The 26,160-nt window shown below is 70.5% G+C and carries 23 protein-coding genes; 15 read left to right on the top strand and 8 right to left on the bottom strand.

Translation table 11 applies throughout. The features are described 5' to 3' along the window. Positions 1-41: 41 nt before the first annotated feature. From NE358_RS01175 to NE358_RS01160, 4 genes are all read left to right on the top strand, one after another. The gene (locus NE358_RS01175) at positions 42-746 is read left to right on the top strand and encodes a GntR family transcriptional regulator (protein ID WP_141376388.1); all 705 of its coding nucleotides are present in this window, start codon (positions 42-44) and stop codon (positions 744-746) included. 101 nt (positions 747-847) lie between these two features. Continuing rightward, complete coding sequence (locus tag NE358_RS01170; RefSeq protein WP_289940634.1) at positions 848-1,342, top strand: ureidoglycolate lyase; 495 nt, start codon at positions 848-850, stop codon at positions 1,340-1,342. Then, the gene (locus NE358_RS01165; protein ID WP_141376383.1) at positions 1,339-2,817 is read left to right on the top strand and encodes an FAD-dependent oxidoreductase; all 1,479 of its coding nucleotides are present in this window, start codon (positions 1,339-1,341) and stop codon (positions 2,815-2,817) included. Before NE358_RS01170 ends, NE358_RS01165 begins: the two co-directional genes overlap by 4 nt. Beyond that, positions 2,814-3,743, top strand: a complete 930-nt coding sequence (locus NE358_RS01160; protein ID WP_267789124.1) for a 2-hydroxyacid dehydrogenase — start codon at positions 2,814-2,816, stop codon at positions 3,741-3,743. Before NE358_RS01165 ends, NE358_RS01160 begins: the two co-directional genes overlap by 4 nt. A gap of 208 nt (positions 3,744-3,951) precedes the next feature. Here the strand turns inward: NE358_RS01160 and NE358_RS01155 are convergent, their stop codons facing one another. The 5 genes from NE358_RS01155 to NE358_RS01135 all read right to left on the bottom strand — a co-directional run bounded on the left by NE358_RS01155 (position 3,952) and on the right by NE358_RS01135 (position 10,069). Further along, positions 3,952-5,163 (bottom strand): ROK family protein, encoded by a 1,212-nt coding sequence (locus NE358_RS01155; RefSeq protein ID WP_103206973.1) that lies wholly within the window; start codon positions 5,161-5,163, stop codon positions 3,952-3,954. A 135-nt stretch (positions 5,164-5,298) separates the two neighbouring features. Then, positions 5,299-6,519: a multiple monosaccharide ABC transporter permease gene (gene mmsB, locus NE358_RS01150; RefSeq protein ID WP_103206974.1), complete on the bottom strand. Its 1,221-nt coding sequence runs from the start codon at positions 6,517-6,519 to the stop codon at positions 5,299-5,301. Between the two features lie 5 nt (positions 6,520-6,524). Then, entirely contained in the window at positions 6,525-8,054 is a 1,530-nt protein-coding gene (mmsA, locus tag NE358_RS01145) for a multiple monosaccharide ABC transporter ATP-binding protein (RefSeq protein WP_103206975.1), read from the bottom strand. Positions 8,055-8,162: 108 nt separating this feature from the next. Continuing rightward, the gene (gene chvE / locus NE358_RS01140; protein WP_103206976.1) at positions 8,163-9,284 is read right to left on the bottom strand and encodes a multiple monosaccharide ABC transporter substrate-binding protein; all 1,122 of its coding nucleotides are present in this window, start codon (positions 9,282-9,284) and stop codon (positions 8,163-8,165) included. Between the two features lie 215 nt (positions 9,285-9,499). After that, positions 9,500-10,069, bottom strand: coding sequence for a nucleotidyltransferase family protein (locus NE358_RS01135; protein ID WP_289940622.1), 570 nt, complete (start codon positions 10,067-10,069; stop codon positions 9,500-9,502). A 51-nt stretch (positions 10,070-10,120) separates the two neighbouring features. Between NE358_RS01135 and NE358_RS01130 the strand changes: the two genes are divergently transcribed. Genes NE358_RS01130 through NE358_RS01115 form a run of 4 tightly spaced genes read left to right on the top strand, consistent with a single transcriptional unit; the run spans position 10,121 to position 13,951 of the window. Then, positions 10,121-11,089, top strand: coding sequence for an XdhC family protein (locus NE358_RS01130; RefSeq protein ID WP_289940618.1), 969 nt, complete (start codon positions 10,121-10,123; stop codon positions 11,087-11,089). Further along, the gene (locus tag NE358_RS01125) at positions 11,086-12,384 is read left to right on the top strand and encodes an amidohydrolase family protein (RefSeq protein WP_289940616.1); all 1,299 of its coding nucleotides are present in this window, start codon (positions 11,086-11,088) and stop codon (positions 12,382-12,384) included. The genes NE358_RS01130 and NE358_RS01125 overlap by 4 nt, the downstream gene beginning before the upstream one ends. After that, positions 12,381-13,007 (top strand): helix-turn-helix domain-containing protein, encoded by a 627-nt coding sequence (locus NE358_RS01120; RefSeq protein WP_103206979.1) that lies wholly within the window; start codon positions 12,381-12,383, stop codon positions 13,005-13,007. The genes NE358_RS01125 and NE358_RS01120 overlap by 4 nt, the downstream gene beginning before the upstream one ends. 8 nt (positions 13,008-13,015) lie before the next feature. Then, positions 13,016-13,951, top strand: coding sequence for a PDR/VanB family oxidoreductase (locus NE358_RS01115; RefSeq protein WP_289940613.1), 936 nt, complete (start codon positions 13,016-13,018; stop codon positions 13,949-13,951). A gap of 20 nt (positions 13,952-13,971) precedes the next feature. On the opposite strand, the gene NE358_RS01110 is transcribed toward NE358_RS01115, so the two are convergent. Continuing rightward, the gene (locus NE358_RS01110) at positions 13,972-15,213 is read right to left on the bottom strand and encodes an MFS transporter (protein ID WP_289940612.1); all 1,242 of its coding nucleotides are present in this window, start codon (positions 15,211-15,213) and stop codon (positions 13,972-13,974) included. 378 nt (positions 15,214-15,591) lie between these two features. On the opposite strand from NE358_RS01110, the gene NE358_RS01105 reads away from it, so the two are divergent. From NE358_RS01105 to NE358_RS01075, 7 genes are all read left to right on the top strand, one after another. After that, positions 15,592-16,851: an amidohydrolase family protein gene (locus tag NE358_RS01105; RefSeq protein WP_289940610.1), complete on the top strand. Its 1,260-nt coding sequence runs from the start codon at positions 15,592-15,594 to the stop codon at positions 16,849-16,851. Beyond that, positions 16,848-17,624 (top strand): ABC transporter ATP-binding protein, encoded by a 777-nt coding sequence (locus NE358_RS01100; RefSeq protein ID WP_180993396.1) that lies wholly within the window; start codon positions 16,848-16,850, stop codon positions 17,622-17,624. Before NE358_RS01105 ends, NE358_RS01100 begins: the two co-directional genes overlap by 4 nt. Further along, complete coding sequence (locus NE358_RS01095; RefSeq protein WP_103206982.1) at positions 17,621-18,511, top strand: ABC transporter permease; 891 nt, start codon at positions 17,621-17,623, stop codon at positions 18,509-18,511. The genes NE358_RS01100 and NE358_RS01095 overlap by 4 nt, the downstream gene beginning before the upstream one ends. A 119-nt stretch (positions 18,512-18,630) precedes the next feature. Then, on the top strand, positions 18,631-19,809 hold the full coding sequence (locus tag NE358_RS01090; protein ID WP_141378340.1) for an ABC transporter substrate-binding protein: 1,179 nt from the start codon (positions 18,631-18,633) through the stop codon (positions 19,807-19,809). Between the two features lie 90 nt (positions 19,810-19,899). After that, positions 19,900-21,231, top strand: a complete 1,332-nt coding sequence (locus NE358_RS01085) for an FAD-binding oxidoreductase (RefSeq protein ID WP_289940604.1) — start codon at positions 19,900-19,902, stop codon at positions 21,229-21,231. Beyond that, entirely contained in the window at positions 21,228-22,007 is a 780-nt protein-coding gene (locus NE358_RS01080; protein ID WP_103206985.1) for a creatininase family protein, read from the top strand. Before NE358_RS01085 ends, NE358_RS01080 begins: the two co-directional genes overlap by 4 nt. 127 nt (positions 22,008-22,134) lie before the next feature. After that, the gene (locus tag NE358_RS01075; protein ID WP_289940600.1) at positions 22,135-23,349 is read left to right on the top strand and encodes an MFS transporter; all 1,215 of its coding nucleotides are present in this window, start codon (positions 22,135-22,137) and stop codon (positions 23,347-23,349) included. Positions 23,350-23,582: 233 nt separating this feature from the next. On the opposite strand, the gene NE358_RS01070 is transcribed toward NE358_RS01075, so the two are convergent. Both NE358_RS01070 and NE358_RS01065 read right to left on the bottom strand, forming a co-directional pair. Then, complete coding sequence (locus NE358_RS01070; protein WP_289940598.1) at positions 23,583-24,377, bottom strand: alpha/beta fold hydrolase; 795 nt, start codon at positions 24,375-24,377, stop codon at positions 23,583-23,585. Positions 24,378-24,710: 333 nt separating this feature from the next. After that, the gene (locus tag NE358_RS01065) at positions 24,711-26,087 is read right to left on the bottom strand and encodes an amidohydrolase family protein (RefSeq protein ID WP_289940595.1); all 1,377 of its coding nucleotides are present in this window, start codon (positions 26,085-26,087) and stop codon (positions 24,711-24,713) included. Positions 26,088-26,160: the final 73 nt, after the last annotated feature.

Genomic DNA, 26,160 nt, shown 5'->3' with positions numbered 1-26,160 from the left:
CCGGGGCGATCGTCCCGGTATCCATCGGGGAAGATAAGTCCGTGCGCGTACCCGATCCCGATCCGATCATCGAGGGCATCCTTGCCCTGTGGAGCAGCGAGGCAGCGGCGCTGCCCTCCGAACCGCGCCTCGCCGAGATGCTCGGCGCGAGCCGCAACTCGGTGCGCGAAGCGCTGGTGCGCCTCGAAGAGCGCGGATACGTGCACCGCACGCAGGGCGCGCGCACCACTCCGAACCGTCGCCTCGCGGGGGTGGGCCGACGGATCGACCAGCAGTTCGACCACTCCCTCTCGATCCGCTCCGCCGGTTATGAGCCGTCACTCGAGCTCGTGTCGTCCGATCGCCTCGAGCTGACCCCCGGCTCGCACCGCTTCGACGACCTGCCCGACGGCACCTCGGTCCTGCGCACCGTGAAGATGTGGCGCGCCGACGGAGCGCCCTACGCCCTGGCGGAAGACCTCGTCCCCCTGCAGCGCGACGCCACGCTCGACGCGCACCGCCCCGTCTTCGATCTCGCCGAAGCCGCCAACGGCGTACGAGTCGCGTGGGAGACCGTGTGGATGGAGGCGATCGGGCTGGATGCCGAGAGGTCACGGCTCCTGTCGAGCTCGCCGGGCACGCCGGTCATCGAGATGACCTACTGCGGATACGGTGCCGACGACGCGATCGGGTACTGGTCGCGAGAGGTGCAGCTGCCCGCGCCGGAGGGACTGCGCAACGCCCTGATCCGCCGGGTGCGCTCGTGAGCGTTTCGCGGGCGTAACAGCGCGGTGAACATGTCGGACAAGTTGATTCGATGCTTGTTGGACAAGTGTACGGTCGGATCACCCCACGAAAGCGAGCCGCCATGTCCGACACCCTCACCGTCCACCGCCTCACCGCCGAAACCGTGACCCCCGCGTCGTTCGACCCCTTCGGCGTCGTCCTGACGCCGATGGAGGACGGCACTCCTTTCACCGCGGAGGAAGCCGTGCTCGACGTGTCGAACGGCATCCCGCGCTTCTACCTCATGCACCTCGACGACAAGACGCCGGAGTTCGTGCGCGTCACCCGCCACCTCGAGACCACGCAGACGCTCATGGCCGTCGGAGACGTCGAGTGGACGATCGCCGTCGCCGCCCCCGGTATCGAGGCCCCGGCGCTCGACGATCTCCGCGCCTTCCGCATCCCGCCGCGAAGGGCCATCACGATGCGCAAGGGCACCTGGCACGCGGGCCCCTTCTTCGCCGAGCCGAGCATGGACTTCGTCAACCTCGAGCTCGACGACACCAACGTCACCGACCACCACAACCACCGCTTCGACGACACCCTCGGCGTTCGCGTCGTGATCGACGGGGAGTGAGCGTGCTCACCCCGCTCCCCGATTCCGACGCCCGCCTCGCGGCCCTCGAACGCGAGGCCGCGCACCAGAGCGCCCTCAGCGCGGGCGACGGACGCTCGTGGGTCGGTGCGCGGGACGGCATCCGTCCCGTGGTGATCGTGGGCGCGGGGCAAGCCGGACTCGTTCTGGCCCGCGGCCTCCGACGCCGTGGGATCGACGACGTCGTGGTGATCGACGCCGCCCCCGCCGATGCGGCGGGCCCCTGGACCACCTACGCGCGCATGCACACGCTGCGCACTCCGAAAGACATCGCATGGCCCACCTGGGGCACTCCCGCCGTGAGCCCGCGGGCCTGGTTCGAGGCCGTGTACGGCATCGACGCGTGGGACGCGATCGAGTACTTCCCCACGATTGCGTGGCAGGGCTTCCTGCGGTGGTACCGAGAAGTCTCCGCCCTGACGGTGGTGCCCTCCACCCGCGTGCGGTCGCTCGCACCGACCACGGCGGACGGCCCGATCCAGATGCACCTCGACGGGCCCGACGGCGAGTGGATGCTGCCCGCACAGCACGTCGTGCTCGCCACGGGCATCGAGGGGGCCGGTGGTCGACACATCCCCGCCCTCCTGCGCGAGCTTCCCGCCGAGCGCGTACATCACACGCACGACGCCATCGACTTCGAGGCGCTCGCGGGGCTGCGCATCGGCATCCTGGGCGCGGGCACGGGAGCGTTCGACAACGCCGCGACCGCTCTCGAGCACGGAGCGGCGAGTGTCGACGTGCACATGCGTCGACCGGCGATGCCGCAGGTGAGCCCCTACCGCTGGATGGAGTTCGCCGGCCTCATCGAGAACTACGGCTCGTTCACCGACCAGCAGAAGTGGGCCTTCAACGTGCACCTGTCGGAGGTCGACCAACCGGCCACGCAGAACGCCCTCTGGCGCGCCCACGCCTTCGACTCCTTCCGCTTCCTCACCTCGTCGCCGTGGCAGAGCGTGGAGTGGACGGGCAGCGAGATCGCCGTGACGACGCCGCACGGCATCCATCACTACGACGTCGTGCTGGCGGCGACCGGGATCGTCTCGGAGCTCGCGCGGCGCCCCGAGCTGGCGAACGTCGCCGCGGATGCCGTCCTGTGGAGCGACCGGCTCGACCCCGCGTCCACGGCGCAGAACCCCGGTCTCGCGGCATTCCCGTATCTCGATGACGACTTCGGTCTCGTCAGCCGGAGCACGCCGGAGGCCTCGGCCCTCTCTCGGATCCACATGTTCAACCACGGCGCACGCCTGAGCCAGGGCATGCTCAGCCACCAGATCCCCGGCCTCGTCGGCGGGGCCACGAAGCTCGCCGCCGCCCTGTCGCGGCGGTTGTTCGAGCGCGACGCCGACGCCCTGCTGCGCGAGTACCTGGCATACGACGTACCGGTCGGTGTGCACATCGGGCGCCGGGCGCAACCTCCCACGCCCACCGAGACGGCGGGGGTAGCGTCTCTGCGGTGACGACCTCGACCCCCCTCCTCGTGTCCGTGCCCACCGACGAACTCCGCGCCGACCTGGGCGAGCTGCCCGACGGCGTCGAGGTGGTGGTCTGGGACATGACGGGACCGGCACCGCACGACCGATTCGACATGGTCGTGCCCCCGTACATGTCGATGGCCAACGTCATCGAGCGCCTCTCCGAGATCGAGGTCGGACTCGTCCAGGGCCAGTCGATCGGGTACGACAACGTCGAGGGGCGCTTGCCCGAGGGGATCGTGTTCGCGAACGCTTCGAGCGTGCACGAGACGGCCACCTCCGAGCTCGCCGTCGCCCTGGCGTTGGCGGCCCAGCGACGGCTGCCCGAGGTCGTGCGCGCGCAGGACCGCGGCGAGTGGACCGGCGGCGGGGCTCCCGGCCTGGCCGACGCTCGGGTGACCCTGCTCGGCTTCGGCGGGGTCGGCCGCGCGATCGCCGCGCGTCTGAAGCCGTTCGAGGTCGACCTCCGCGCCGTCGCCTCGCACGGCCGCCTGCAGGACGAGGTCGAGGTGTTTCCCCTCGGCAAGCTGTACGAGGTGCTGGCCGAGACCGACATCCTCGTCGCCTCGCTCCCCGGCGGCGAAGCGACGCGCCACGTCATCGACGACCGCGCCCTCGCGGCCCTGCCCGACGGCGCGCTCGTGGTGAACGTCGGTCGCGGCCCCCTCATCGACACCGACGCGCTCGTCGACCACGTGCGCCGGGGCCGCATCCGGGCTGCCCTCGACGTCACCGACCCGGAGCCCCTCCCCGAGGGCCACCCGCTGTGGAGCCTCGACGGCGTGCTCATCGCCCCGCACGTCGGAGGGGCGACGGATGCCATGCGCCCCCGCATCGCTCGCTTGGTGCGCCAGCAGATCGAGCGCCTGCACCGCGGCGAGGAGCCGGTGAACGTGGTGCTCGGGGGCTGATCGCCTCCTCGTCGCCGAAACGCCGTCAGGCGTCCCGTCGCCGCGCGCAACGTGCGACCGCGCGCAACGTGCGCCCGCGCCACCAGCGTCGAGTGTCCAAGAAACCCGGACGCCGCAGAAATTCGTCCGGGTGTTTTGGACACTCACGGGAGGACGCGGGCATTCGGACGCTGCGGCCGCAACGCGCGCTGCGTGCGGGGGAGCGGGGTCAGCCGCGGAAGCCGGCGGGGTTGGCCAACAGGTCGCTGAAGGCCAGTTCCGCGGGGCCCACGAGCATGAGGCGCGAGCGCAGGTGGGCGCGTTCGAGACGGATCGTGCGGCCCTCGGCGCCCAGCGGATGCACGCGCACGGCGTCGGCGAGTCTCTCGCGGCTGACCGACAGCAGCGCGCCGAGATACCCCGAGAGCACGACCGTCTCAGGGGCGAAGGCGTTGACGAAGTTCGTCAGGGCGAGCGAGAGCATCTCGACCTGGCGCGTCACCTCGGTCATCACGCGGGGATTGCGGGCGACGCCGAGCTCGACATCGAGTTCGTCCTCGTCGAGCTTGCGGCGCCCCAGCAGCGGTTCGATCAGGTCGAGGCTGACCTCGGCCTCGAGGCACCCGCGGCGTCCGCACACGCACGGGCGTCCGCGCGGGTCGACGACGGTGTGGCCGAGCTCTCCGGCGTAACCCGACGTCCCGCGCAGCAGGGTGCCGTCGATGATGAGACCGCCGCCGATGCTGTGCATCGCGCCGCCGAGGTAGAGCAGGTTGCCGACGCCCACGCCCACGCCGAACCGCGACTCCGCGAGGGCGCCGATGCTGGCGTCGTTGCCGGCGGCCACCGGCATCCCGAGCTCGTCGCTCAGACGCGCCGCGACGGGATCGCGCTTCCACCCGAGGGTGGGCGAGACGAGGACGGAACCGTTGGCGTTGACGAGTCCGGGGACCGCCAGCCCGGCCCCGACCACGCGGTAGTGGCGGTCGATGTCGGCGCGCATCGCCTCGACCGACGAGGCGACGATCTGGACGAACCGTTTCGGCGCCGGCGCAGTGGCGGTGTCGTGACGCAGACGGGCGTGCACCACCCCGCCGAGGCCGACCAGGGCCACGGTCACCGCGTGCGGTTCGGCGCGGACGCTCAGGGCGGCGACGTGGTCTTCGGGTTCGAGGTCGAGAGTCGGTCGACCGACCTTGCCGGTGCGCTCCCCGCTGGGCGCCTCGCGGACGAGGCCGAGCTCGGTCAATTCCATGACGAGACCCGTGACCGTGGAGCGGTTGAGGCCGGTCGTGGCGCCCAATTGGGCGCGTGAGAGCGCTCCCCGGGAGTGGAGGAGCGACAGGACGGACGAGAGGTTCTGCTGACGGATCAGGTCGTTCGTCGTACGGCCAGCCGGCGGCGCGAGCGGGGTTGCGGGCTCGAACACGGCAGGGGTCATGAGAGGCGCACCTCCCCCATCATCCCATCGAGGGGACCGGAGTGTTCACGCGGCCGACGCACAGCGACGCGACGCGGCCGACGGCCGGAGCGGCCGGGATGGGGAGCCGGCCGGGTGACCGGGCTCCCCATCCGGTCACGCACCGCCGTTGCGCCGCTTGTTGAAGATGTCGAACGCGACGGCGAGGAGCAGCACGATGCCCTTGATGGCCATCTGCCACGCGGCGTCGACGCTGAGGATCGACAGACCCATGTTCAGCACACCCATGACCAGACCACCGACGACCGCGCCGACGACCGTTCCGATACCGCCCTGGACGGCCGCACCACCGATGAACACCGCAGCGATCGCATCGAGCTCGTAGTTCTGACCGGCCGAGGCCACCGCACCACCGGCACGCGCAGTGCTGACCACGGCGGCGAGACCCGCGAGGGCACCCATGTTGACGAAGATGAAGAAGTTGACCCACTTCGTCTTGACACCGCTCATCACGGCCGCGAAGAGGTTGCCGCCCATGGCGTAGATGTGGCGACCGAACGTGGTGCGGTTGAGCACGAACGTGTACGCCAGCACAAGGACCGCCAGGATGATCAGCACGATGGGGGTGCCGTTGTAGGCGGCGATCGTGAAGGCGGTGGCCATGATCGCGACGACTGCGACGACGTTCTTCGCCCAGAACGACCAGGCGACCTCGCGCGGCAGCTCGAGGCGGCGGAGCGTCGCGCGGGTGCGCAGCTGCTGCACGACGAGCAGCACGCTGGCGATGGCGCCGAGCGCAAGGGTCAGCGCGTCCCAGTTGCCGAGGTAGCCGAGGAACGGCGGCAGCCAGCCGGCGCCGATCGCCGTGAAGCCGTCGGGGAGGCCGCTGATGGTGCCGCCGGTGAGCAGGACGAGCGTGAGACCGCGGAACAGCAGCATGCCCGCCAGGGTGACGATGAACGCGGGGATGCCCACGAACGCGACCCAGAAGCCCTGCCACGCACCGACGACAGCGCCAACGACGAGCGAGAGCAGGACGGCGACGAACCAGGGCAGACCCCATTGGTTCATCGCGATCGCCGCGATCGCGCCCACCATGGCCACGACCGATCCGACCGACAGGTCGATATGGCCGGCGATGATGACCATCACCATGCCGATCGCGAGGATCAGCACGTAGGCGTTCTGCTGGATGAGGTTGTTGACGTTTCCGGGCATCAGCAGGCGACCGCCGGTGAGCACCTGGAAGAGCACGATGATGATGACGAGAGCGGCGAGGATGCCGAACTGTCGGAAGTTGATGCGCGACAGGATGCCGCGACGTCGCGGTCCCGGCTGCGTCGGTGCCTCGACCGTCTGGGTGGATGCGGTGGCCATTGCTGTCAGTTCCTTCCGGCGGTCATGTGCCGCATGAGGTTCTCCTGCGTGGCGTCGTCGCGGCTGACCTCGGCCGTGATGCGCCCCTCGGAGATCGTGTAGATGCGGTCGGAGAGGCCGATGACCTCGGGCAGCTCCGACGAGATGACGATGACGGCCTTCCCCTGGGCCGCGAGTTCGTTGATGATGCCGTAGATCTCGTACTTGGCCCCGACGTCGATGCCGCGGGTGGGCTCGTCGAGGATCAGCACGTCGGGCCCGGTGAACATCCACTTCGACAGCACGACCTTCTGCTGATTGCCGCCCGAGAGGCGTCCCGTGATCGCGGCGACGCTGGGCGCCTTGATGTTCATCTTGTAGCGGTACGAATCGGCGACCTTGTACTCGCGGTACCGGTCGACCACACCGAGGCGGGCGAGGCGGGCGAGAGCGGAGGCCGAGACGTTGACCTGGATGTCGCCGATGAGGTTGAGACCGTATTTCTTGCGGTCCTCGGTGGCGTAGGCGATGCCGTGCTTGATCGCGGCATCCACCGTGCGGACGTCGATCTGCTGCCCGTTCTTGTACACCTCGCCCGAGATGCCGGTGCCGTACATGCGCCCGAAGATGCTCATCGCGAGTTCGGTGCGACCGGCGCCCATGAGGCCCGCGAAACCCACGATCTCCCCGGCGCGCACCATGAAGGAGGCGTCGTCGATGACCACGCGCTCGGTGTCGACGGGGTGGTGGACGGTCCAGTTCTCGACGCGGAAGAGCTCTTCGCCGATGTCGGGCTCGCGCGGCGGGAAGAGGCTGTTCAGATCGCGGCCGACCATGGCGCGGATGATCCGGCCCTCGTCGGTGTCGGCGTCGGAGCGGTGCATCGTCTCGATCGTGCGGCCGTCGCGGATGATGGTGATGCGATCCGAGATGCGCAGCACCTCTTTGAGCTTGTGGCTGATGATGATGCAGGTGATGCCCTGCGTGCGCAGCTGGTCGATCAGATCGAGCAGGTGGGCGGAGTCGTCGTCGTTCAAGGCGGCGGTGGGCTCGTCGAGGATGAGGAGCTTCACCTCTTTCGCGAGGGCCTTGGCGATCTCGACGAGCTGCTGCTTGCCGACGCCGAGCTCGAAGATCTTCGTCGCGGGGTTCTCGCGCAGCCCCACCCGCTTGAGCAGCTCGGCCGCCGCGGAGTTGGTCGCGTTCCAGTCGATGACGCCACGACGCGACTTCTCGTTGCCGAGGAAGATGTTCTCGGCGATCGAGAGGTACGGGCTGAGCGCCAACTCCTGGTGGATGATGACGATGCCGGCGGCCTCGCTGTCGTTGATGGAGCGAAAGGCCATCTGCTCGCCCTCGAGGGTGATGCCGCCCTCGAAGCTGCCGGCGGGATAGACCCCGCTGAGCACCTTCATCAGCGTCGACTTTCCGGCGCCGTTCTCACCGCAGATGGCGTGGACCTCGCCGCGGTAGACGTCGATCGACACATCGGCCAGGGCGGGAACCCCGTTGAACGACTTCGAGATCCCCGACATACGCAGGATCGGTTCGGTCATGGTGTGTGCTTGTCCCTCCGCCGCCGGTGGGGCGGCATTTCGGCTCCGCCGCCCGGGGGCGGCACGGGGAGCGGCGGGGCGGGCGAACCCGCCCCGCCGCCGGGTGGATCAGAGTCCGACGTCGGACGCCTTCAGGAAGCCCGAGTCGATGAGCTTCGACTGCACGTCGTCCTTGGTGACCACCTCGGGGGTCAGCAGGTACGAGGGGACGACCTTCTTGCCGTTGTCGTAGGTCTTGGTGTCGTTGACCTCGACCTCCTTGCCGTCCTTCAGCTCCTGGATCATCGTGAAGACCCGGTCACCGAGGGCACGGGTGTCCTTCCAGACCGTCATCGCCTGCGCACCGTCGAGGATCGCCTTGACGTTGGCCTTGTCGGCATCCTGACCCGTGATGATCGGGTAGTCGGCGCCGGGGGTGTATCCGGCCGACTTCAGCGACGCCTCGATACCGATGGCGAGGCTGTCGTTGGGCGAGAGCACCACGTTGACCTTCTTGCCGTTGCCGTAGAACGACGAGAGACGGTTGTCCATCTCGGACTGCGCCTTGTCGGACGCCCAGCCCTGGATGCCGATCGACGCCCAGGCGTCGTCGTTGGCGGGCGACTTGCCGCTGGGGACGACCAGCTGACCCTTGTCGATGTAGGGCTTGAGCACGTCCCACGCGCCGGCGAAGAAGAACTTCGCGTTGTTGTCGTCGGGGCTTCCGGCGAAGGGCTCCAGGTTGAACGGGCCCTTGCCGTCCTTCAGGCCCAGCTTCGACTCGATGTACTGGCCCTGAAGCGTTCCGACTTTGTAGTTGTCGAACGTGGCGTAGTAGTCGACGTTCTCGCTGCCGTTGATGAGACGGTCGTACGCGATGACCTTGGCGTTCTGCGACTTGGCCTCCTGCAGCACCGGGCCCAGGGTCGAACCGTCGATCGCGGCGATGACGAGGATCTTCGCGCCACCCGACAGCTGGTTCTGGATCTGGCTGATCTGCTGGTCGGTCTTGTTGTCGGCGTACTGCAGGTCGACGGTGCACCCGGCATCCTGGAGCTTCTTCTGCAGCTGCTCGCCGTCGTTGATCCAACGCTCGAGGCTGCGGGTGGGCATGGCGATGCCGACGTTGCATTCGGTCGATCCGCCACCTGCGGCGTCTCCACCGCCGTCCGCCGGGCGCGTGGAGCTGCACGCTCCGAGGCCCACGGCGAGTGCGGCGATGGCCGCACCGGTCAGGATTTTCTTCAGCATGTGATCTGCGTTCCTCTCTGAACAGCAGGGACCCTTCGATCCGTACCCGCGCCCTCCCCGGCGTCGGATCGGGTACGTCTTCGTTCCCGGCACTCTGGTCCGTCGAATTATGACGGCTCCGAAAAAATATCCACCGGAGGGGGTTTTGTCTATAGCCGCGTCAAAATTCATCCGCGCCCGTGACCGGACCGTGACACGTCGCGCGCGAGCGCCCCTCAGCGCTCGTCGTGGTCGACGCCAGACCACAGGTCACCGCACTCGACGAGCTGCGCGTCCTGCGCGATGAGGTACGGGCGCGCGCCGATGTCGCCCCGGATCGAGGCCGCCACCGGCCCCCAGTGATCGCGGCCGAGAAGCACCGGGTGACCGGGCGCCCCGCCGTAGGTCGCCTGCACGAGAGCGTCCGCGCTCGCTCGACGCGCAATCCTCGCGACGGCAGCGCGAGGAACGTCGGGAGTGTCGACGGGCAGCACCACGACCGAGATCGACGGACCGGATGCCATCGCCCCCAGCCCCGCGCGCAGCGAGGCGGCGACCCCCGTCGCCCAATCCTCGGCTCGCACGATCGAGACGCCGGTGGGGACGAGGGCGCTCGCCGCGTCCGCCTCGGCGCCGAGGACGACCGTGACGTCGTGGCATCCGCCCTCGCTCAGTGCTCGGGCGGCGAGCGCGATCCACGGCGTGCCGGCGGGAGTGCGCGCGAGGGCCTTGGGTCCACCGAACCGCCGCCCCGCCCCGGCGGCCAGGACGAGGCCCGACACGGTTCCGAGCGGGACTGCGGGCATGGTCACGACAGCGTAGCGTGCGCGAAACACGCCCCGATTACGGTCGCATCCATGCTCGAACTGGCCCCCGACCTGGTGCCGCTGCTCGACGCGGGCGTGCCCGTGGCGGCCGTCACGGTCACCGCGGTCGTGCGCAGTGCACCCCGCGGCGTGGGCGCGACCCTCGCCGTCACGAGAGATGCCCGGGTGATCGGATCGATCTCGGGCGGCTGCGTCGAGAACGACGCGGTCATGCTCGGTCTCGATGTCCTGCGCACCGGCACCATCCGTCGCGCGCGCTTCGGTTTCGGCGCCGACGACGCGATCGCGCCGATCGCCGCCGGTCTGGCGTGCGGCGGCGCGGTCGACGTCGTCGCGTATCGCGTCGAAGACGCGCACCGCCCCGCCCTGGAGGCGGCCCGAGACCGTCGCGATGCGACGCTGCGCCTCGACCTCGGCGGGGACGAGCCTCTCGTGCTGCATCGACCGGCTCCCCCGCGGCTGATCATCCTCGGCGCGGGCGAGCACGCGGCCGCGCTCTGCCGACTGGGAGCCGTCGCCGGTTTCGCGGTGACCGTCTGCGACGACTGGGCCCTCCTCGTGACCCGCGACCGCTTCCCCGACGCGGCCGAGCTGGTCGTCGGAGCACCCCACGAGGTGCTCGATACCCTCCCCTCCCCCGACGCACGCACGGCCGTGTGCGTGCTCACCCACGACGAGCGTCTCGACGTTCCCGCGATCCGCTCGGCGCTGCGCCTGCCGGTCGGTTTCGTCGGAGCGATGGGCGCTCGCGCCACCGTCTCGCGTCGAGCCGCGCTCCTGCGCGCCGCCGGAGTGACGGATGCCGAGCTCTCGCGCCTGCACTCCCCTCTGGGTCTCGACCTCGGGGGCCGCTCCCCCGAGGAGACGGCCCTGTCGGTGATCGCCGAGATCGTGGCATCCCGGAACGCCGCCGACGCTCGACCGCTGCGCGAGGCCGCCGGACCCCGCCTGCACGCGATCGCGAGTGGCGGGGACTCGTGCGCTGTGAGGAGCGCATGAGCGTCACCATCGTCCGCGGCGCGATCGCGGTGATCGTCGGCTCCGGGCACGTGCGCGAGGGAGACGTCACGATCGCCGACGGGGTCGTCGTCGAGAGCGCCGACACGACGGACGCCGAGATCATCGACGCCACCGGCTGCGTCGTCACGCCCGGATTGGTCAACGCCCACCACCACCTGCTGCAGACCGCCTTCCGCACGCTGCCGGGCACGCGCGGCATCCCGATGCGCGAATGGCTCCCCGCCATGGCGGCGGCCTACACCGCGGCGGGGGTCGACCCGGAACTGACCGGTCTCGCCGCTCGAGCGGGTCTCGCCGAAGCGCTGCTGTGCGGGGTGACCACCGTCGCCGACCACCACCTGACCTGGCCCGCCGACGCCGACACCGTCGGGATGGCCCGCGCGGCGGCGACCGCCGCGGCCGATCTCGGCGCGCGACTCGTCTTCGTGCGCGGCGCGGCGCGCGACGACCCGCCGACCGCGGCGGCATCGGCGGAGGACATCGTCTCGGCCCTCGTCCCGAATCGCGCGGGCGGTGTCTCGGCCGACGGGATGCTGCAGGTCGCCGTGGGACCGGCCGGCGTGCACAGCGACCCGCGCGAGACGTTCGCGCTGCTCGGCGAGGTGGCCCAGCGCCACGGCCTGCGCCGACGCACGCAGGCCAACGAGGTGGTGGACGTCGAGATCGCGCTCGAGCGGTACGGCAGGCGCCCCCTCGATCTGCTCGAGGACTGGGGGTGGCTCGCCCCCGACGTGACCCTCGCCCACCTGTGCGACGTGTCCGACGACGAGATCGCGCGAGTCGCGGCATCCGGGGCCACCGCCACCCATGCTCCCGGGTGCGACGTGCCCATGGGCTGGGGTGTCGCGCCGGTGCGGCGCCTGCTCGACGCGGGTATCGCCGTCGGCCTCGGTACCAGCGGCGGGGGCAGCAACGACGCGGGGCACCTGCTCGCGGACGCGCGCCTCGCCCTGCAGGTGTCGGCGCTGGCCGGGCCGCAGCTGCCGGCATCCGAGGTTCTGACGATGGCGACCGCCGGATCCGCCGACGGACTCGGGCGCCCCGAGCTCGGACGACTGACCCCCGGGTCGGCGGCGGACCTCTGCCTATGGGACGTCTCCGGTGTTGCCGACGCCGGCGTGGCCGACCCCGTGGCGGGGCTGCTGTGGGCTGCACCCGGCCGACGTCCGCGGACCGTCCTCGTGGCCGGACACGTCGTCGTCGACCAGGGCCGGCTGATCCGCGCCGACGAACGCGAGGTGGTCGCCCGATTGTTCGAGAGGGTGAAACGATGACCACCATGGCCCCCGTGATGGATACCCCCAGCAGCGACGAACGCTTGGGCGCTCACTTGCGTGGGCTGCGCAAGGCGCGCGGGCTGACCCTCACCCAGCTCGCCGAGGCCGCGACCCTGTCGCACCCTTTCCTCAGCCAATTGGAGCGCGGTCTCGCGCGCCCGAGCATGGCGAGCCTCGAACGGCTCGCCCGGGCGCTGGGCACCAGCCGAGTCGAGCTGCTCGCGGGGTCGGAGCCGCCGCGCGCCGACCACGACGCCGAGCCCTCGTTCGTGGCCGCCGACGAGGGGGTCATCGGCCCCTATGCCGAGGGAACCGCCCGGCTGCTGGCCGAGGGCCCGCGGCGGTTCGAGCCCCTCGAGTTCACGGGGTCGAATCCGACTCCTGGCGATCACTACGTGCACGAAGAGGACGAGTTCCTCACGGTTCTCGAGGGCTCGATCGTCATCTCGTTCGGCGGCTTCGGCGAGCGCACCCTGCGGGTCGGCGACTCGGTGTACTGCCGGTCGGGCACACCGCACCGCTGGTACTCGCCCGACGGCTCCGTGTACCGGTTGCTCATCGTGAAAGAGCTCGTGCACGGCGGCGGCGCCGACGACGCGGTCGAACAGGAGGACACGTGAGTGCGGGAGTGACATTCGACGCGGTTGTCCGAGAGCGCCGGGATGCCGCGGACGGCGTCGTCGTGCTTGACCTCGAGCGCGCGACGGGGACGCTGCCGCACTGGTCGCCCGGAGCGCACATCGACGTGGTCCTGCCCGGCGGAATCGAACGGCAGTACTCGCTCTGCGGCTCGCCGACCGAACGCGGCACGTGGCGCATCGGGGTCCTCCGCGAGCGCGAAGGATCGGTGTGGCTGCACGAGAACGCCCGGGTCGGGTCGACTCTGCTCGTGCGCGGCCCCGCGAACCACTTCCTGTTCGCGCCCACCGCGGGACGGTCGTACGTGTTCGTCGCCGGCGGGATCGGCATCACGCCGATCGTGCCGATGATCGAGGCCGCCGCGGCGGCCGGGGCCGAGTGGACGCTGCTCTACGTCGGGCGCTCGCGCACGACGATGGCCTTCGTCAGCGAGCTCGAGGCGCAGCACGGCTCGCGCGTCGAGGTGTTCGCGGCCGACGAGGGACGACGACTCGATCTGCCCGATCGGCTCGGCACACCGGTGGCTCGCACGGTCGTCTACGCGTGCGGACCCGCCCGTCTCCTCGAGGCCCTGGATGCCACGATGTCGGTGTGGCCGCGCGGAAGCCTGCACGTCGAGCGTTTCGAGGCGAAAGTGCTCGGCCCGCCCGTCTGGACCGAGCCGTTCGAGGTCGACCTGATGATGTCGGGGCTGACGGTGACGGTGCCGCCGGAGCGCTCGGTGCTCGACGTGATCGAGGAGCAGGGCATCGTCGTGCCCTCGAGCTGCCGCGTCGGCACCTGCGGAACGTGCGAAGTAGCCGTCGTCGACGGCGACATCGAGCACCGCGACTCCGTGCTCTCTCCCGAGGAGCAGGATGCCAACCGCTCGATGATGCCGTGCGTCTCGCGCGCGGCCTGCCCGCGGATCACGCTCGAGCTGTGACGACTCTCGATGGCGCGTCGTCAGCGCGAGAGTGAGTCGGCCGAACCCGCGGAGGCCGTGACCCGAGGCGCCCACACGGCGGCGACCACGAGCGGAACGGCGAGCAGCACCCACGCCGCCGCGGGGACGGCGGTCCAGCCGAGCAGGGCGCCGACCGCGACGTTGCCGACGAGCACGGCGATACCCCCGCACGTCGACAGCAGACCGAAGAACGATCCCGTCGGCAGCGCCCCGGCGAAGCGGGGAACGAGACCCTGCGCGGTGGGGTTCGTCGTGAGGTGCCCGACGATGACGAGCCCGGCGGCGGCGAACACCGCGGCGATGAGCACGGGGTCGTCGAGAGGCACAACGGCACTCGCGGCGACCACGACGAAGCCCGCGGCCGAGAGCCCGTAGCCGACCCGCAGGGCGCGGGCCGCGCCCACGCGATGACACCAGCGCGAGACCGGCAGCTGCAGCACGAGGGTCAGGGCCGAGACCCACGCGAACATCGCCGCGACCACCGCGGGGCCGGCCTCGGCGCGCGCGAGCTGGAGGGGGAGCGCGAGATAGAGCTGGTTGAAGGCGAGCAGGTCCGCCGCATGGAGGGCCGAGAACGCGACGAAGCGACGATCGCGGAGGGACCACCAGCGTCCGTGAATCCCGCGCTCGGTCGACGCGGGCGTCCGGCGCGGTAGGGCGATCGCGAGGAACACCGCGATCAGCACGAAGAGGGCCGCCCCGGCGAGCGCGACGACGACGAAGCCCCACCCCAGCAGGGCGGCACCCACGAGGGGGCCGAGCACCGCCCCGAACTCCCCCGCGACACTCAGCCATGCGAACAGCGAGGCGCGGTGTCCCGCGGCCGGGGCGCGGCGCTGCTCGGCATCCGCCACGAGGATGTTGACTCCCGGCGAGAAGAGCGCGCCGCCCAGGCCCGTCAGCACGGTCCCCGCGATGAAAAGGGCGAGCTGCGGAGCAGGCGTGAGCAGCGACAGGGCGAGGGTGGCGAAGCCGAGCACGCGCACCGCACATCCCGTGAGGATCGTGCGGCGCGCGCCGAAGCGGTCGGCGAGCACCCCTCCGACGAGGAACATGCCCTGCTGCGCGAAGGTCCGCACCCCCAGGATGAGGCCCACCGCGGCGGCGGTCAGCCCGAAGTCGGCGGTGAGCACGAGGGCGAGGAAGGGGACGACCGCGAAGAAGCCGACGTTGAACATCAGCTGCGTGCCCAGCAGCACCGGCGTGCGGGCGGCACGGGGCGGGGCGGGGGTGACGAGCACGGCGATCTCCGGGGGGTCGGGGCGTCCAGCGCCGGAACGATCCTGTCATCCGCGCCGGCGCACTCGCGAACGCGCGGTGGCGACGACGGTGACGAGAGCAGGAGAGGAGACGAGAGCAGGCCGATCGAGCCGAAATCGGCCTGTCCTCGCGACATCCCCTGTTCTCGTCGCACGCACGCGCGCGGATACCGCCGCCTGTCGGACAACTTTGTCGAGAGGGTCACGCGGGGGAAATACAGCGGAAACGCGTGGTTCCTAGCATCGGAACATCGCCGGATGTTGGTCACACCAACACTGACGCAGCCGCCTCGAGCGGCTCGCCCCGTTGCCGTGGTTCCCGTCCCGACGCTTGTCTTCTCGACTCCTCCGGAGGCCCTCGTGTCTGCCGCTCCACCCGTCTCCATCGCCGCTCTGCGCGGTGTGCGCCTCGCCTCGGGCGCGCTCGTCGACATCGCGATCGATGGCGACGAGGTGCTCGCGGTGGTGCCGGCCGGCAGTCCCCTCCCCGAGACCGACGGCGAGATCCTCGACCTCGACGGTTACCTCGTCACGGCCGCGGGCGCGGAGCCGCACGCGCACCTCGACAAGTCCCAGTCCTGGGATGCCATCGACCCCCCGTTCGGCGACCTCGAGAGCGCGATCGAGAGCTGGCACGCGTTCGCCGCGACCCTCGACGAAGACGACACGCTCGAGCGCGCTCGTGCCACGGCGCTGCGGATGCTGGCATCCGGGATCACCTCGATCCGCACCCACGTGGATCTGCTGCGCGGCGAGGACGCCCTGACCGGCGTGCGCGCTCTGGTCCGGCTGCGCGCAGAGCTCGAGGGGATCATGGACCTCGAGCTCGTCGCCCTCGGCGGGCCCACCGTGCCCGACGAGGTGTTCGAGGCCGCTCTCGACGCCGGGATCGATCTCGTGGGCGGGGCTCCGCACCTCGCCGACGACCCGATCGCCGACCTCGAGCGTCTGATCGCGCTCGCTCGGCGCCGCGATGTCGGACTCGACCTGCACACCGACGAGAGCCTCGCCGGGGCGGATACCCTCGCCGCGTACGCGCGGGCCGTCACCGGCTGGCACCGCCCCCGCACCGCGGGGCACTGCGTGCGCCTGAGCATGATGCCCGCGACCGCTCTCGAGAGCCTCGCGGCCCAGGTGCGCGCCGCCGACATCGGCATCATCGCCCTCCCCATCACCAACCTGTACCTGCAGGGATGGGGAATTGATCACGCCGTCCCGCGCGGGATCGCGCCGATCGGCCGGCTCAAAGACGCCGGCGTGCGCGTCGCGGCGGGTGCCGACAACGTGCGCGACCCCTTCAATCCGGTGGGTCGCTGCGACCACCTCGAGACCGCTTCGCTGCTCGTCAGCGCGGGCCACCTCGCCCCCGCGGATGCCGTGCACGCCGTCACCGTCGGCGCCCGCGACGTAATGGGACTGCCGGTCGCCGGGCCCGTCGCCGGAGCCCGCGCCGACCTCGTGGCGGTGAAAGCGGACTCGCTCGGCGACGCCGTGGCCTTCGCCAGCGCCGACCGCGTCGTGCTGCACCGCGGCCGGCTCGTCAGCCGCACCACCGTCTCGACCCAGACCGCTCTTCCCACCCTCCTCCCCGCCCCCGAACGGAAAGTGAGCGCCCCGTGACCCTGGCCTCTCCCGCCCCGGCATCCGTCGCGGACCCCACCGCGCCGCTGCTGGACTTCCGAAACGTCGCCATGACGTTCCCCAACGGCACCACCGCCCTCTCCGGCGTCGACCTCACCGTTCAGCGCGGCGAGTTCGTCAGCGTGGTCGGCCCTTCCGGCTGCGGAAAGTCGACCCTCCTGCGCATCGCCTCGGGTCTCGAGACCGCGAGCGAAGGCACCGCCACCGTGGCCACCGACCGCATCGGCTACGTCTTCCAAGACGCGACCCTGCTGCCCTGGCGCGACGTGCGCTCCAACGTCGAACTGCTCGCCGAGCTCAACTGGCAGCCCAAGCGCGTACGCGCACCGAAGGCGCAGTGGGCCATCGACCTCGTCGGCCTCAACGGCTTCGAGAAGCACCTGCCCAAGCAGATGTCGGGCGGCATGAAGATGCGCACCTCGCTCGCGCGGTCGCTGACCCTCGACCCCGAGCTGTTCCTCTTCGACGAGCCGTTTGGCGCCCTCGACGAGATCACCCGCGAACGCCTGAACGACGAACTGCTGAAGATCTTCGTCGCGCAGAAGTTCGGCGGACTGTTCATCACCCACTCGGTCTCCGAGGCCGTCTACCTCTCCACCAAGGTCGTCGTGATGTCGGGTCGCCCCGGCCACCTCGTCGACACCTTCGAGGTCCCCTTCGACATGCCCCGCGATCCCGAGATCCGCTACACCGGCGAATTCGCGAAGCTCGTCGGCGAGGTCTCCCACGCCCTCCGGGAAGGACACTCATGAGCACCACCTCCGCAGAGCCCGTCGTCTCCGACACGGCCGAGTCCGCGGCATCCACTCCGCCCATCGAGCCGCCCCGCCCCCGCGCGGCGAAGGCCCGCCGCGGGTTCGGTGCGCGGGCCGCCCTGCTCGGCCCCCCGCTCGGCGTCCTCGTCGTGCTGCTGGGCATCTGGTACGCGATCTCGATCACGCTCAGCGCCTCGGGTAAGGGCTTCCTCATGCCCATGCCGCACGAGATGTTCACCTCGGGCTTCTTCGACCCGCAGGTGAGCAGCGACATCTGGGTCGCCCTGTTCCGTACCACCGGCGTCGCCCTCGCGGGCCTCGGGATCGCGATGATCATCGGCATCGGCTGGGCCATCGCGATGTCGCTCGCCCGCTGGGTCGAGCGCTCCACCTACGCCTACGCGGTGGTGCTGCAGTGCATCCCGATCCTCGCGCTCGTGCCACTGGTCGGCTTCTGGTTCGGCTACGAGTTCCTCGCCCGCGTCATCGTCTGCGTGCTGATCTCGCTGTTCCCGATGGTGTCGAACACGCTGTTCGGCCTGCAGTCGGTCGACAAGTCGCAGCGCGAGCTGTTCCGCCTGCAGAAGGCCGACAAGTGGACGGTCCTCACCAAGCTCACCCTGCCCGCCGCGCTGCCCTCGATCTTCGTGGGAATGCGCACCTCGGCCGGGCTCTCGGTCATCGGCGCGATCGTCGGTGACTACTTCTTCCGTCGCGGCGAGCCGGGCATCGGTTCGCTGATCGCCAACTACCAGTCGCGTCTGCAGAGCGCCGAGCTGTTCGCGGCGATCCTCGCGGCCTGCCTCCTGGGAGTCGCGATCTTCGCCTTCTTCGGCTGGCTGTCGAAGGTGGCCGTGGGGCGCTGGTACGACAGCACCCTCTGACCCGACTCTCCGACCTCCGGATGCCACGGCTCCTCCCGCGCGAACGCACGGGGGCGGCATCCGGCGTACCCGAAACACCCGCACCCGAGAGCTCCACCCGTCACAGAAAGCGAACCAGCATGCAGCGCTCCACCCTCCTCCGCGGCACCGCCGTCACCGGCGCCGTCGCGATCGCCCTCACTCTCAGCTCCTGCGCCGGCAGTGCCGCGGAGACCGCTCCTTCGTCTGCCGATATGCAGATCGGCTCGGTCGATCTCTCGGCCGACTGCCCCTCCACCGTCGTCATCCAGACGGACTGGAACCCCGAGGCCGAGCACGGTCACCTCTACGAGATGATCAAGGACAACTACACCGTCGACGCCAACACCAAGGCGGTCACCGGCCCGCTGATGTCCGACGGCGAGTACACCGGCGTCAACCTCGAGATCCGTGCCGGCGGCCCCGCGATCGGCTTCCAGACCGTGTCGGCCCAGATGTACCAGGACGACTCGATCACCCTCGGCTACGTCAGCACCGACGAGGCGATCCAGCTCTCGAGCACCACCCCGACCAAGGCCGTCTTCGCCCCGCTCGACATCAGCCCGACGATGGTCATGTGGGACCCGGCGACCTACCCCGACGTCCAGACCATCCAGGACATCAAGCCCGCGCTCGAGAAGAACAAGGGCGTATGGCGCTACTTCGACGGCTCGGCGTACATCGAGTACCTCAAGAGCTCGGGACTCGCCTCACCCGACATCCTCGACGGCTCGTACGACGGCACGCCGTCGAACTTCGTCGCCGCGGGCGGTAAGGACATGCAGCAGGGCTTCGCGTCGGCCGAACCGTACGTGTACCAGAACGAGGTCTCGGCCTGGGGCAAGCCCGTCAAGTTCGCGCTCATCCACGACGCCGGATGGCAGACCTACCAGTCGTCGGTGTCGGTCAAGGCCGACAAGTTCGACGAACTGACCCCGTGCCTGTCGAAGCTCGTCCCCGTGCTGCAGAAGGCGGGCGTCGCGTACTACAAGGACCCGTCCGCGGCGAACGACCTCATCCTCAAGCTCGTCGACGAGTACGCCACCGGCTGGACCTACACGCAGGGCGTGGCCGACTACTCCGTGAAGACGCAGAAGGAGCTCGGCCTGGTCGGCAACGGCACCGACTCCACCTACGGCAACTTCGACGACGGCCGCTTCGAGGACTTCTTCACCAAGGCGAGCAAGGTCTACACCGACCTCGGCACCCCGCCGGCGTCCGGCTACACCGTCGGCGACCTCTACACGAACGAGTTCATCGACAAGAGCATCTCGTTCTGATCGCTCCGGCCCGGTCCGCCTCGCGCGGGCCGGGCCGTGGTCGGTCCGGACTCCCCCACACCCGCACCTCGTTCCACCCGGAGACACCCCATGAGCGACACCTCCACCCGCGTCCTCTCCCTCGAAGACGAACTCCTCGAGCTGCTCGGCCCCGCGTCCGTCAGCACCGAACCCCGCGTCCGCGAGCGCGCCAGCATCGACGGCTCCCCGATGTCGCCGATCATCGCCGCCAAGCTTCCCCTCGGTCTCGCCGACCTCGTCGTGTTCGCCGCCGACGCCGAGCAGATCGCCACGGCCGTCGCCGCGGCATCCCGTCACGGTGTTCCGATCACCGTGCGCGGCAAGGGCACCGGAAACTACGGTCAGGGCATCCCGATGCAGGGCGGCCTGGTCATCGACACCACGCGGGCGAAGGCGATCGTCGAGGTCGGCGACGGCTTCATCACCGCCGAGGCCGGCACCCCGATGGTCATGCTCGAGCAGGCCGCGTGGGCGAGCGGCCAGGCCCTGTGGATGTACCCCTCGACCGCGCAGTCGACCATCGGCGGATTCCTCTCGGGCGGCTCCGGCGGCACCGGGTCGATCGAGCACGGCTCCAACGACCGCGGGTTTGTCGCAGCTCTCGACGTCGTGCACGCCGACGGCAGCGCCGAGATCCACCACGTCGAGGGCGACGAGGCGCAGAAGTACGTGCACAACTACGGCACGGCCGGCGTCATCGTGCGCGCGACCGTCCGCCTCGAGCCGCTCCGTGAATGGCGCGGGCTGTGGGCGAGCTTCCCCGATTTCGACGGGACGCTCTCGGTCGTGCAGACCATCGGCAATCTCGACCCCTCGCCGCGTCTGGTGTCGGGAGACGGGCCCGAGATCTCGGCATCCCTCCCCGCCGACGAGGCCATTCCCGAGGGGCGTTCCAGTCTTCGAGTGATCCTGGATGCCACCCAGGTCGACACCGTGACCGCGATCATCGAGGGCGCGGGCGGCCGCGTCGAGGCGGTCCGCGAGGGCCCGCAGGCCAGCATCCGCCTGTCGATGCTCAGCTACAACCACCCGATCGAGTGGTACCAGAAGAGCCAGGAGCACGAGGTGTTCCACCTCGAGGTCGCCGGCGCTCCCCTGGCCGACGACATCGAGGCCGTCGAGTCGGTGTTCGCGGGCGGCAAGCTCCACATCGAGTCGACGAAGGCGTTCCCCATCGGCATGCTCGCCGCGCCCTACGTGAGTGAAGAGGACGTCTACCGAGGCATCGCCGAGCTCAACGCGATCGGCGTCGGCGTGCACAATCCGCATCAGTGGAACGTCGACTTCAATGTCGAGCAGACCGCCGAGACCGCCGCCCTCACCGACCCGAACGGCTTGCTGAACCCCGGCAAGCTCAACCCCGACTACACCGGAGCGCGCAAGGGAGCGATCATCTCATGACCCGTCTGCTGGCCGAGCTGAGCGGCCCCGCCGCCGCCGAGGCACTGACCGAGGACTCCATCGTCGTGCTGCCGACGGGCGCGATCGAGCACCACGGACCGCACCTGCCGTTGGCGACGGATGCCATCGTCGCCGAGGCCTCCGCGACGGCCGCCGTCGCGCGGGCTGCGGCCATGGGCCTCGACGTCTGGCAGCTGCCGACCCTGTCGATCACGAAGTCCGACGAGCACTCCTGGGCACCGGGCACGCTGTGGCTCACCCCCGAGACGATGCTGCAGACCATCGTCGACATCGGCCGGTCGATCCTCACGACCCGTGCACGGACTCTCGTGTTCCTCAACGGCCACGGCGGGAACGTGGCCCTGCTCAACGTCGCCAACCGCGAGCTGCGCCGTCGATTCGGGCTGCGCACGTTCTTCATGCCGGCCGCGCGCGTGCCCTCGTTCGACGGCACCGACGGCGGACCGAACGAGCACGGCACGGGCATTCACGCCGGCCACGGCGAGACGAGCATGATCATGCATCTGAGGCCCGAGCTCGTCGACGCGTCGAAATTCGAAGCGACCGTGCCGGCGCACATCGGCGACTTCCGTCACATCGGCTTCAACGGCAAGCCCGTGACCTTCGGGTGGCTCTCGAACGACTTCGGGCCGACGGGAGTGCTCGGCGACCCGACCGGCGCGAACGCCGCTCACGGCGCGGAGCTGTTCGAGGACAGCGTGTCGTTCGTCGTCGAAGCGCTCGAGGAGATCAGCCGATTCGACTACACCGCGTGAATCTGTTCCCCGTACCGCAGATCCGGCGTTTCGGCGCCGGATCTGCGGCGTCTGGCCCATCCTGTCGGTTGGGTGAACCGGCCGACGCGGACGCGATAGGGGATGCCGCGGGCTCGGCGGTGCGCGCGTGAGCGTCGCCGCCGAGCCGGCGCAGGGCGTCCGGGCCTACGGCCAGGTGCTGCGCCTGCCCGGGGCGCGGACGTTCGTCGCCGCCGGGATCCTCGCGCGGTTCCCCCGGGCCACCCTCTCGCTCGGCATCATCCTGCTCGTCTCGGCCGCGACCGGCAGTTTCGCCTCGGCCGGGCTCGTCGTGGCACCACTGGTCGGGGGCATGGCGATCGCGGCCCCGCTGTGGTCGTCGCGCATGGATCGGCACGGCCAGTCGCGCGTGATCCTGGCGTCCCTCGGATGCCTCGTGCTCGCGGCATCCGGGTTCCTCGCCCTTGTACTGACGGGGGCGCCCTTCTGGACGTGGCTCGTCGCCGCGTTCATCACGGGGGCGTCGACGCCCGACCTCACCTCGGCCGTACGGGCGCGGTGGACGGTGCTCGCCCCTCCGTCGCAGCGCAATGCCGCCCTGGCGCTCGAGACGATCGCCGACCAGATGGTCTTCATCGCCGGACCGCCCGCGATCACCGCGGTCGCCGCCGCGATCGATCCGGCCGTGGCGATGCTCGGGTCGCTCGGGCTGGGGGTCATCGGCGGGGTGTGGCTCGCGGCACAGCGGGGCACGCAACCCGGGCCCGCCCCGCGCGACCCCCGGCGCGGGCTGGTGCTCCCGCCCGCGGGGGTCGTCCCGATCGCGATCGCCTGCGTCGCCCTCGGCGGCGTCTTCGGGTCGTTCGACGTGAGCCTGGTCGGCTGGGCCGAACTGCGTGAGCGGCCGTGGCTCGCGGGCCCGGCGTTCAGCGCGTTGGCCGTAGCGATCGCGATCGGCTCGGTGATCACCGGCGCGCGGGCCTGGAAACTGTCCGCCGCCGCACGGTTCATCGTCTTCGCGACGCTGGCCGGCGTCGTCGCGGTCGGCCTGCCGTTCGCGCAGGGGTCGGTGCCGGTGCTCTTCGGCGTCATCCTGCTCCTCGGGCTGGCGGTTTCGCCGGTGATGGTCAGCGGCATCCTGGTCGCCTCGGCCCGTGCTCCCGAGGGCCGTGTGACCGAGACCCTCGCCTACCCCACGGCCGCGATGTCGCTCGGCGTTCCGATCGGCGGGGTGATCGCCGGGGCGGCTCTGGATGCCACGGGCCCGGCGGCCGCCCTCGTCACCATCGCGGTGTCACTGGCGCTCGCCGCGGCCATCGCCGCGACCGGTGAGGCGCTGCTGCGGGTGGCTCGGCGTCGCTGACGCCCCCGGGGAGTGGGGCGCCCGCCCCGCGGGCCGCCCGATGATCGGATTCCCGAGTGAGCGGAACGCTCGGCGAGCGCGACGTTGAGCGTCGAGTTGGTTGAGTGTCCAAGAAACCCGGAAGACTGCGGCATCGCGTCCGGGTGTTTCGGACACTCAACGACGCCGCACACACTGTCGAGTGTCCAAGACACGCCGTTCCGGTCCGCCCGGGAGCGGCGTGTCCTGGACACTCAACGGCGGAGGGCGGCGCCCAGGTGCCGCAGCACCGAGACGTGACCGTCGGCGGGGTGCAGGTCGAGCGCCGCGTGAGGGAGGGCCGCCTTCAACCTGCGTGCGTGAGCGGGAGGGATGACGCGGTCGCGCTCCCCCTGCACCAGCACGACGGATGCCGACACCCCGGCGAGATCGAAGCCCCACGGCCGCGTGAACGCGAGGTCATCGTCGATGAGCCCGTCGGGGCCCTCCGCCTCCGCGGCGGCGGCATCGACTCCGAGCGAGACCCACTCCCCTTCGAGCGCCGCGAAGTCGACATCCACGAACTGCTCCGCATCGAACGCGTCGGTCTCGGCGAACCGGCGGCGGGCCGCCTCGCCCTCGACCGCGGCCCACAGCCCGCCCGGGGCGCGCATGCGCTCGAACCAGGAGTCGTCACCCGAGAACGGTGCGGGGCTCGCGAAGGTGACGACCGCGCGGATGAGACCGGGCATGGCCGCTGCACACGCGAGGGCATGCGGTCCGCCGCCGGAGGCACCCACCGAGACGACGGATGCCACCCCCAGAGCGTCGAGCACGGGAACGAGGCCCGTGGCGACGTCGGCGACGGTCCGGCCGGGGTGACGGGGCGACCCGGCGTAGGCGGGGCGCGCGACGGAGACGACGGCGAGGCCGTGAGCATCGGCGACGGCCTGCACCGGCGCGAGAATGGCACCGGTCTGCGGGGAGCCGTGGTGCCAGAGGAGGACGTCGCGGCCGGCGAGGTCGTCGAGCGAGGTGTGGACGTCGAGACCCGCGATGCGTCGGCGCATGCGTCCAGGCTCGCACGGCCCCCGCGCGAGCGCGAGGGGCGCGCGGCCCGCGAGACGCCGAGTGAGCGGGACGTCGAGTGTCCAAGAAACCCGGACGACCGCGGCATCGCGTCCGGGTGTTTCGGACACTCAGTGTGCGGCGGAGCGTTGAGTGTCCAGGACACGCGGGGTGGGCCCCGCGCCCTGCGGCGTGTTCTAGACACTCGACGGGGTGGGCGAGAGAGACCCCGGATGCCGGAGCCCGACGGCCGCGGTCGGGGCCCGGCCGGCATGGTTCGTCGCGGCGAGGCGGCCCGTCGCGGACCGGCACGAGCCAGCGCGAGTCGGCGCAGGCTAAAGGATGACGCCGAACTCCTCGGCCAGAGCGGGCAGCTCCTCGTGCAGCACGCGCGTGGCCTCTTCGGCAAGCGGGTTCGTCGAGACGCCCCGGTCGTTGACGAGCTTGCCGCCGACGTACACCTGCTGCAGGTTGCGCAGGCCGCAGGCGAGCACGTAGCTGCGCACGGGGTTCCAGAGCGGGCCGATGTCGGGCTTGCGCGGATCCACGACCACGAAGTCGGCGAACTTGCCGACCTCGAGGCTGCCGACGCGGTCGTCGACGCCCATGATCTCCGCGCCCCCGAGGGTGTGCAGACGCAGGACCCGCTCGGGCATCATCGACAGCGGGTCGTGGGTGCGGGCGCGCTGCATGAACATGCCCATACGCATGTTCTGCCACGGGTCGGCGACGTCGGTGCAGGCCTGGTCGTCGAGGCCCATGCCGACCTTCATGCCCTGGTCGAGCATCTCGGGCACGTGGGCGATCCCCGACGCCAGACGCCCGTTCGACGCGGGCTGCCACGACATGGATGCGCCACCGGCGGCGGCATCCGCGATGATCTCCGGTGTCGTCTGGATGAAGTGGCCGAACATCATGCCCGGACGCAGGGCGCCGGCGTTCTTGTACAGCTGGAACTTCGTCTGCTGATGCTCGATCGCCTCGTACGTCTCGAGGAAGTGCGCCTGGTTCGTGACGCCGAAGCGGTCCATGACCGCGACCTCGATCTCGGCGGCATCCGGCCGGGTCGACCACTGCACCTGCCCCATGATCGAGGCGCCGAGCGCGATGTCCGGATCCATCGCCAGGACGTGATCGAGGGAGGCCTCGAACCGGGCGAAGATCTCGTCGTCGGTGCCGACGGTCGCATCGAGCGCGATGGAGTCGACGAAGCGGAGGCCCGCGTCGAGGCAGCCGTCGGCCTGGCGGGTGTGCCACGCGTGGTCGCGGAGGACTCCGCCGCCGTCGGCCCGCTTGCCCTCGACCATCGGCTCCCAGGGCAGCAGCGGGTCGGTGAAGTTGTACGCCGTGGTGACACCGTTGGCGAGGAAGTCGAGCGAGCCGTGCAGCGTCGCCCAGTAGATCTGGTCGGGAGAGGCGTTGTTCAGGACGCTGAACATCGAGGTGCACCAGCCGTAGAGCGTCTGGTCGACGCCGAGTCCGCGCGAGCCGCTCGTGAAGAGGTGGCTGTGGGAGGACACGAACCCCGGGGCGACGAACTTGCCGTCGACGTCGAGCGTCTCGTCGGCGGTCACCCCGGGGGCGGGGTCGCCGGAGCCGATGGCGGTGATGCGACCGGACTCGACGAGCATGTAGCCGCGCTCGATGTAGCCGGGGTCGTCGGTGCCCGCAGGGACCGTGATGAGACGCGCGTTCGTGACCAGGAGCGACATGTTGATGACGGTAACAATGGCGTGTTTCCGCGGTGTTCCGGGCGTGGGGCGGGCTGTTTGCGGGGACCCTCGT

It is taken from the genome of Sphingomonas sp. G5 (assembly GCF_052660795.1).
The sequence above is the reverse complement of the archived record's forward strand: the minus strand, read 5'-3'. Positions and strand labels throughout refer to the sequence as shown.

Excerpts from the sequence above, each read along its gene's own strand:
- chvE (WP_103206976.1), bottom strand. The coding sequence starts at position 9,284 with ATGCTGAAGAAAATCCTGACCGGTGCGGCCATCGCCGCACTCGCCGTG.
- mmsB (WP_103206974.1), bottom strand. The coding sequence starts at position 6,519 with ATGGCCACCGCATCCACCCAGACGGTCGAGGCACCGACGCAGCCGGGA.
- NE358_RS01095 (WP_103206982.1), top strand. The coding sequence starts at position 17,621 with ATGAGCACCACCTCCGCAGAGCCCGTCGTCTCCGACACGGCCGAGTCC.
- NE358_RS01125 (WP_289940616.1), top strand. The coding sequence starts at position 11,086 with ATGAGCGTCACCATCGTCCGCGGCGCGATCGCGGTGATCGTCGGCTCC.
- NE358_RS01085 (WP_289940604.1), top strand. The coding sequence starts at position 19,900 with ATGAGCGACACCTCCACCCGCGTCCTCTCCCTCGAAGACGAACTCCTC.
- NE358_RS01065 (WP_289940595.1), bottom strand. The coding sequence starts at position 26,087 with ATGTCGCTCCTGGTCACGAACGCGCGTCTCATCACGGTCCCTGCGGGC.
- NE358_RS01070 (WP_289940598.1), bottom strand. The coding sequence starts at position 24,377 with ATGCGCCGACGCATCGCGGGTCTCGACGTCCACACCTCGCTCGACGAC.
- NE358_RS01170 (WP_289940634.1), top strand. The coding sequence starts at position 848 with ATGTCCGACACCCTCACCGTCCACCGCCTCACCGCCGAAACCGTGACC.
- NE358_RS01135 (WP_289940622.1), bottom strand. The coding sequence starts at position 10,069 with ATGCCCGCAGTCCCGCTCGGAACCGTGTCGGGCCTCGTCCTGGCCGCC.
- mmsA (WP_103206975.1), bottom strand. The coding sequence starts at position 8,054 with ATGACCGAACCGATCCTGCGTATGTCGGGGATCTCGAAGTCGTTCAAC.
- NE358_RS01120 (WP_103206979.1), top strand. The coding sequence starts at position 12,381 with ATGACCACCATGGCCCCCGTGATGGATACCCCCAGCAGCGACGAACGC.
- NE358_RS01130 (WP_289940618.1), top strand. The coding sequence starts at position 10,121 with ATGCTCGAACTGGCCCCCGACCTGGTGCCGCTGCTCGACGCGGGCGTG.
- NE358_RS01155 (WP_103206973.1), bottom strand. The coding sequence starts at position 5,163 with ATGACCCCTGCCGTGTTCGAGCCCGCAACCCCGCTCGCGCCGCCGGCT.
- NE358_RS01080 (WP_103206985.1), top strand. The coding sequence starts at position 21,228 with ATGACCCGTCTGCTGGCCGAGCTGAGCGGCCCCGCCGCCGCCGAGGCA.
- NE358_RS01090 (WP_141378340.1), top strand. The coding sequence starts at position 18,631 with ATGCAGCGCTCCACCCTCCTCCGCGGCACCGCCGTCACCGGCGCCGTC.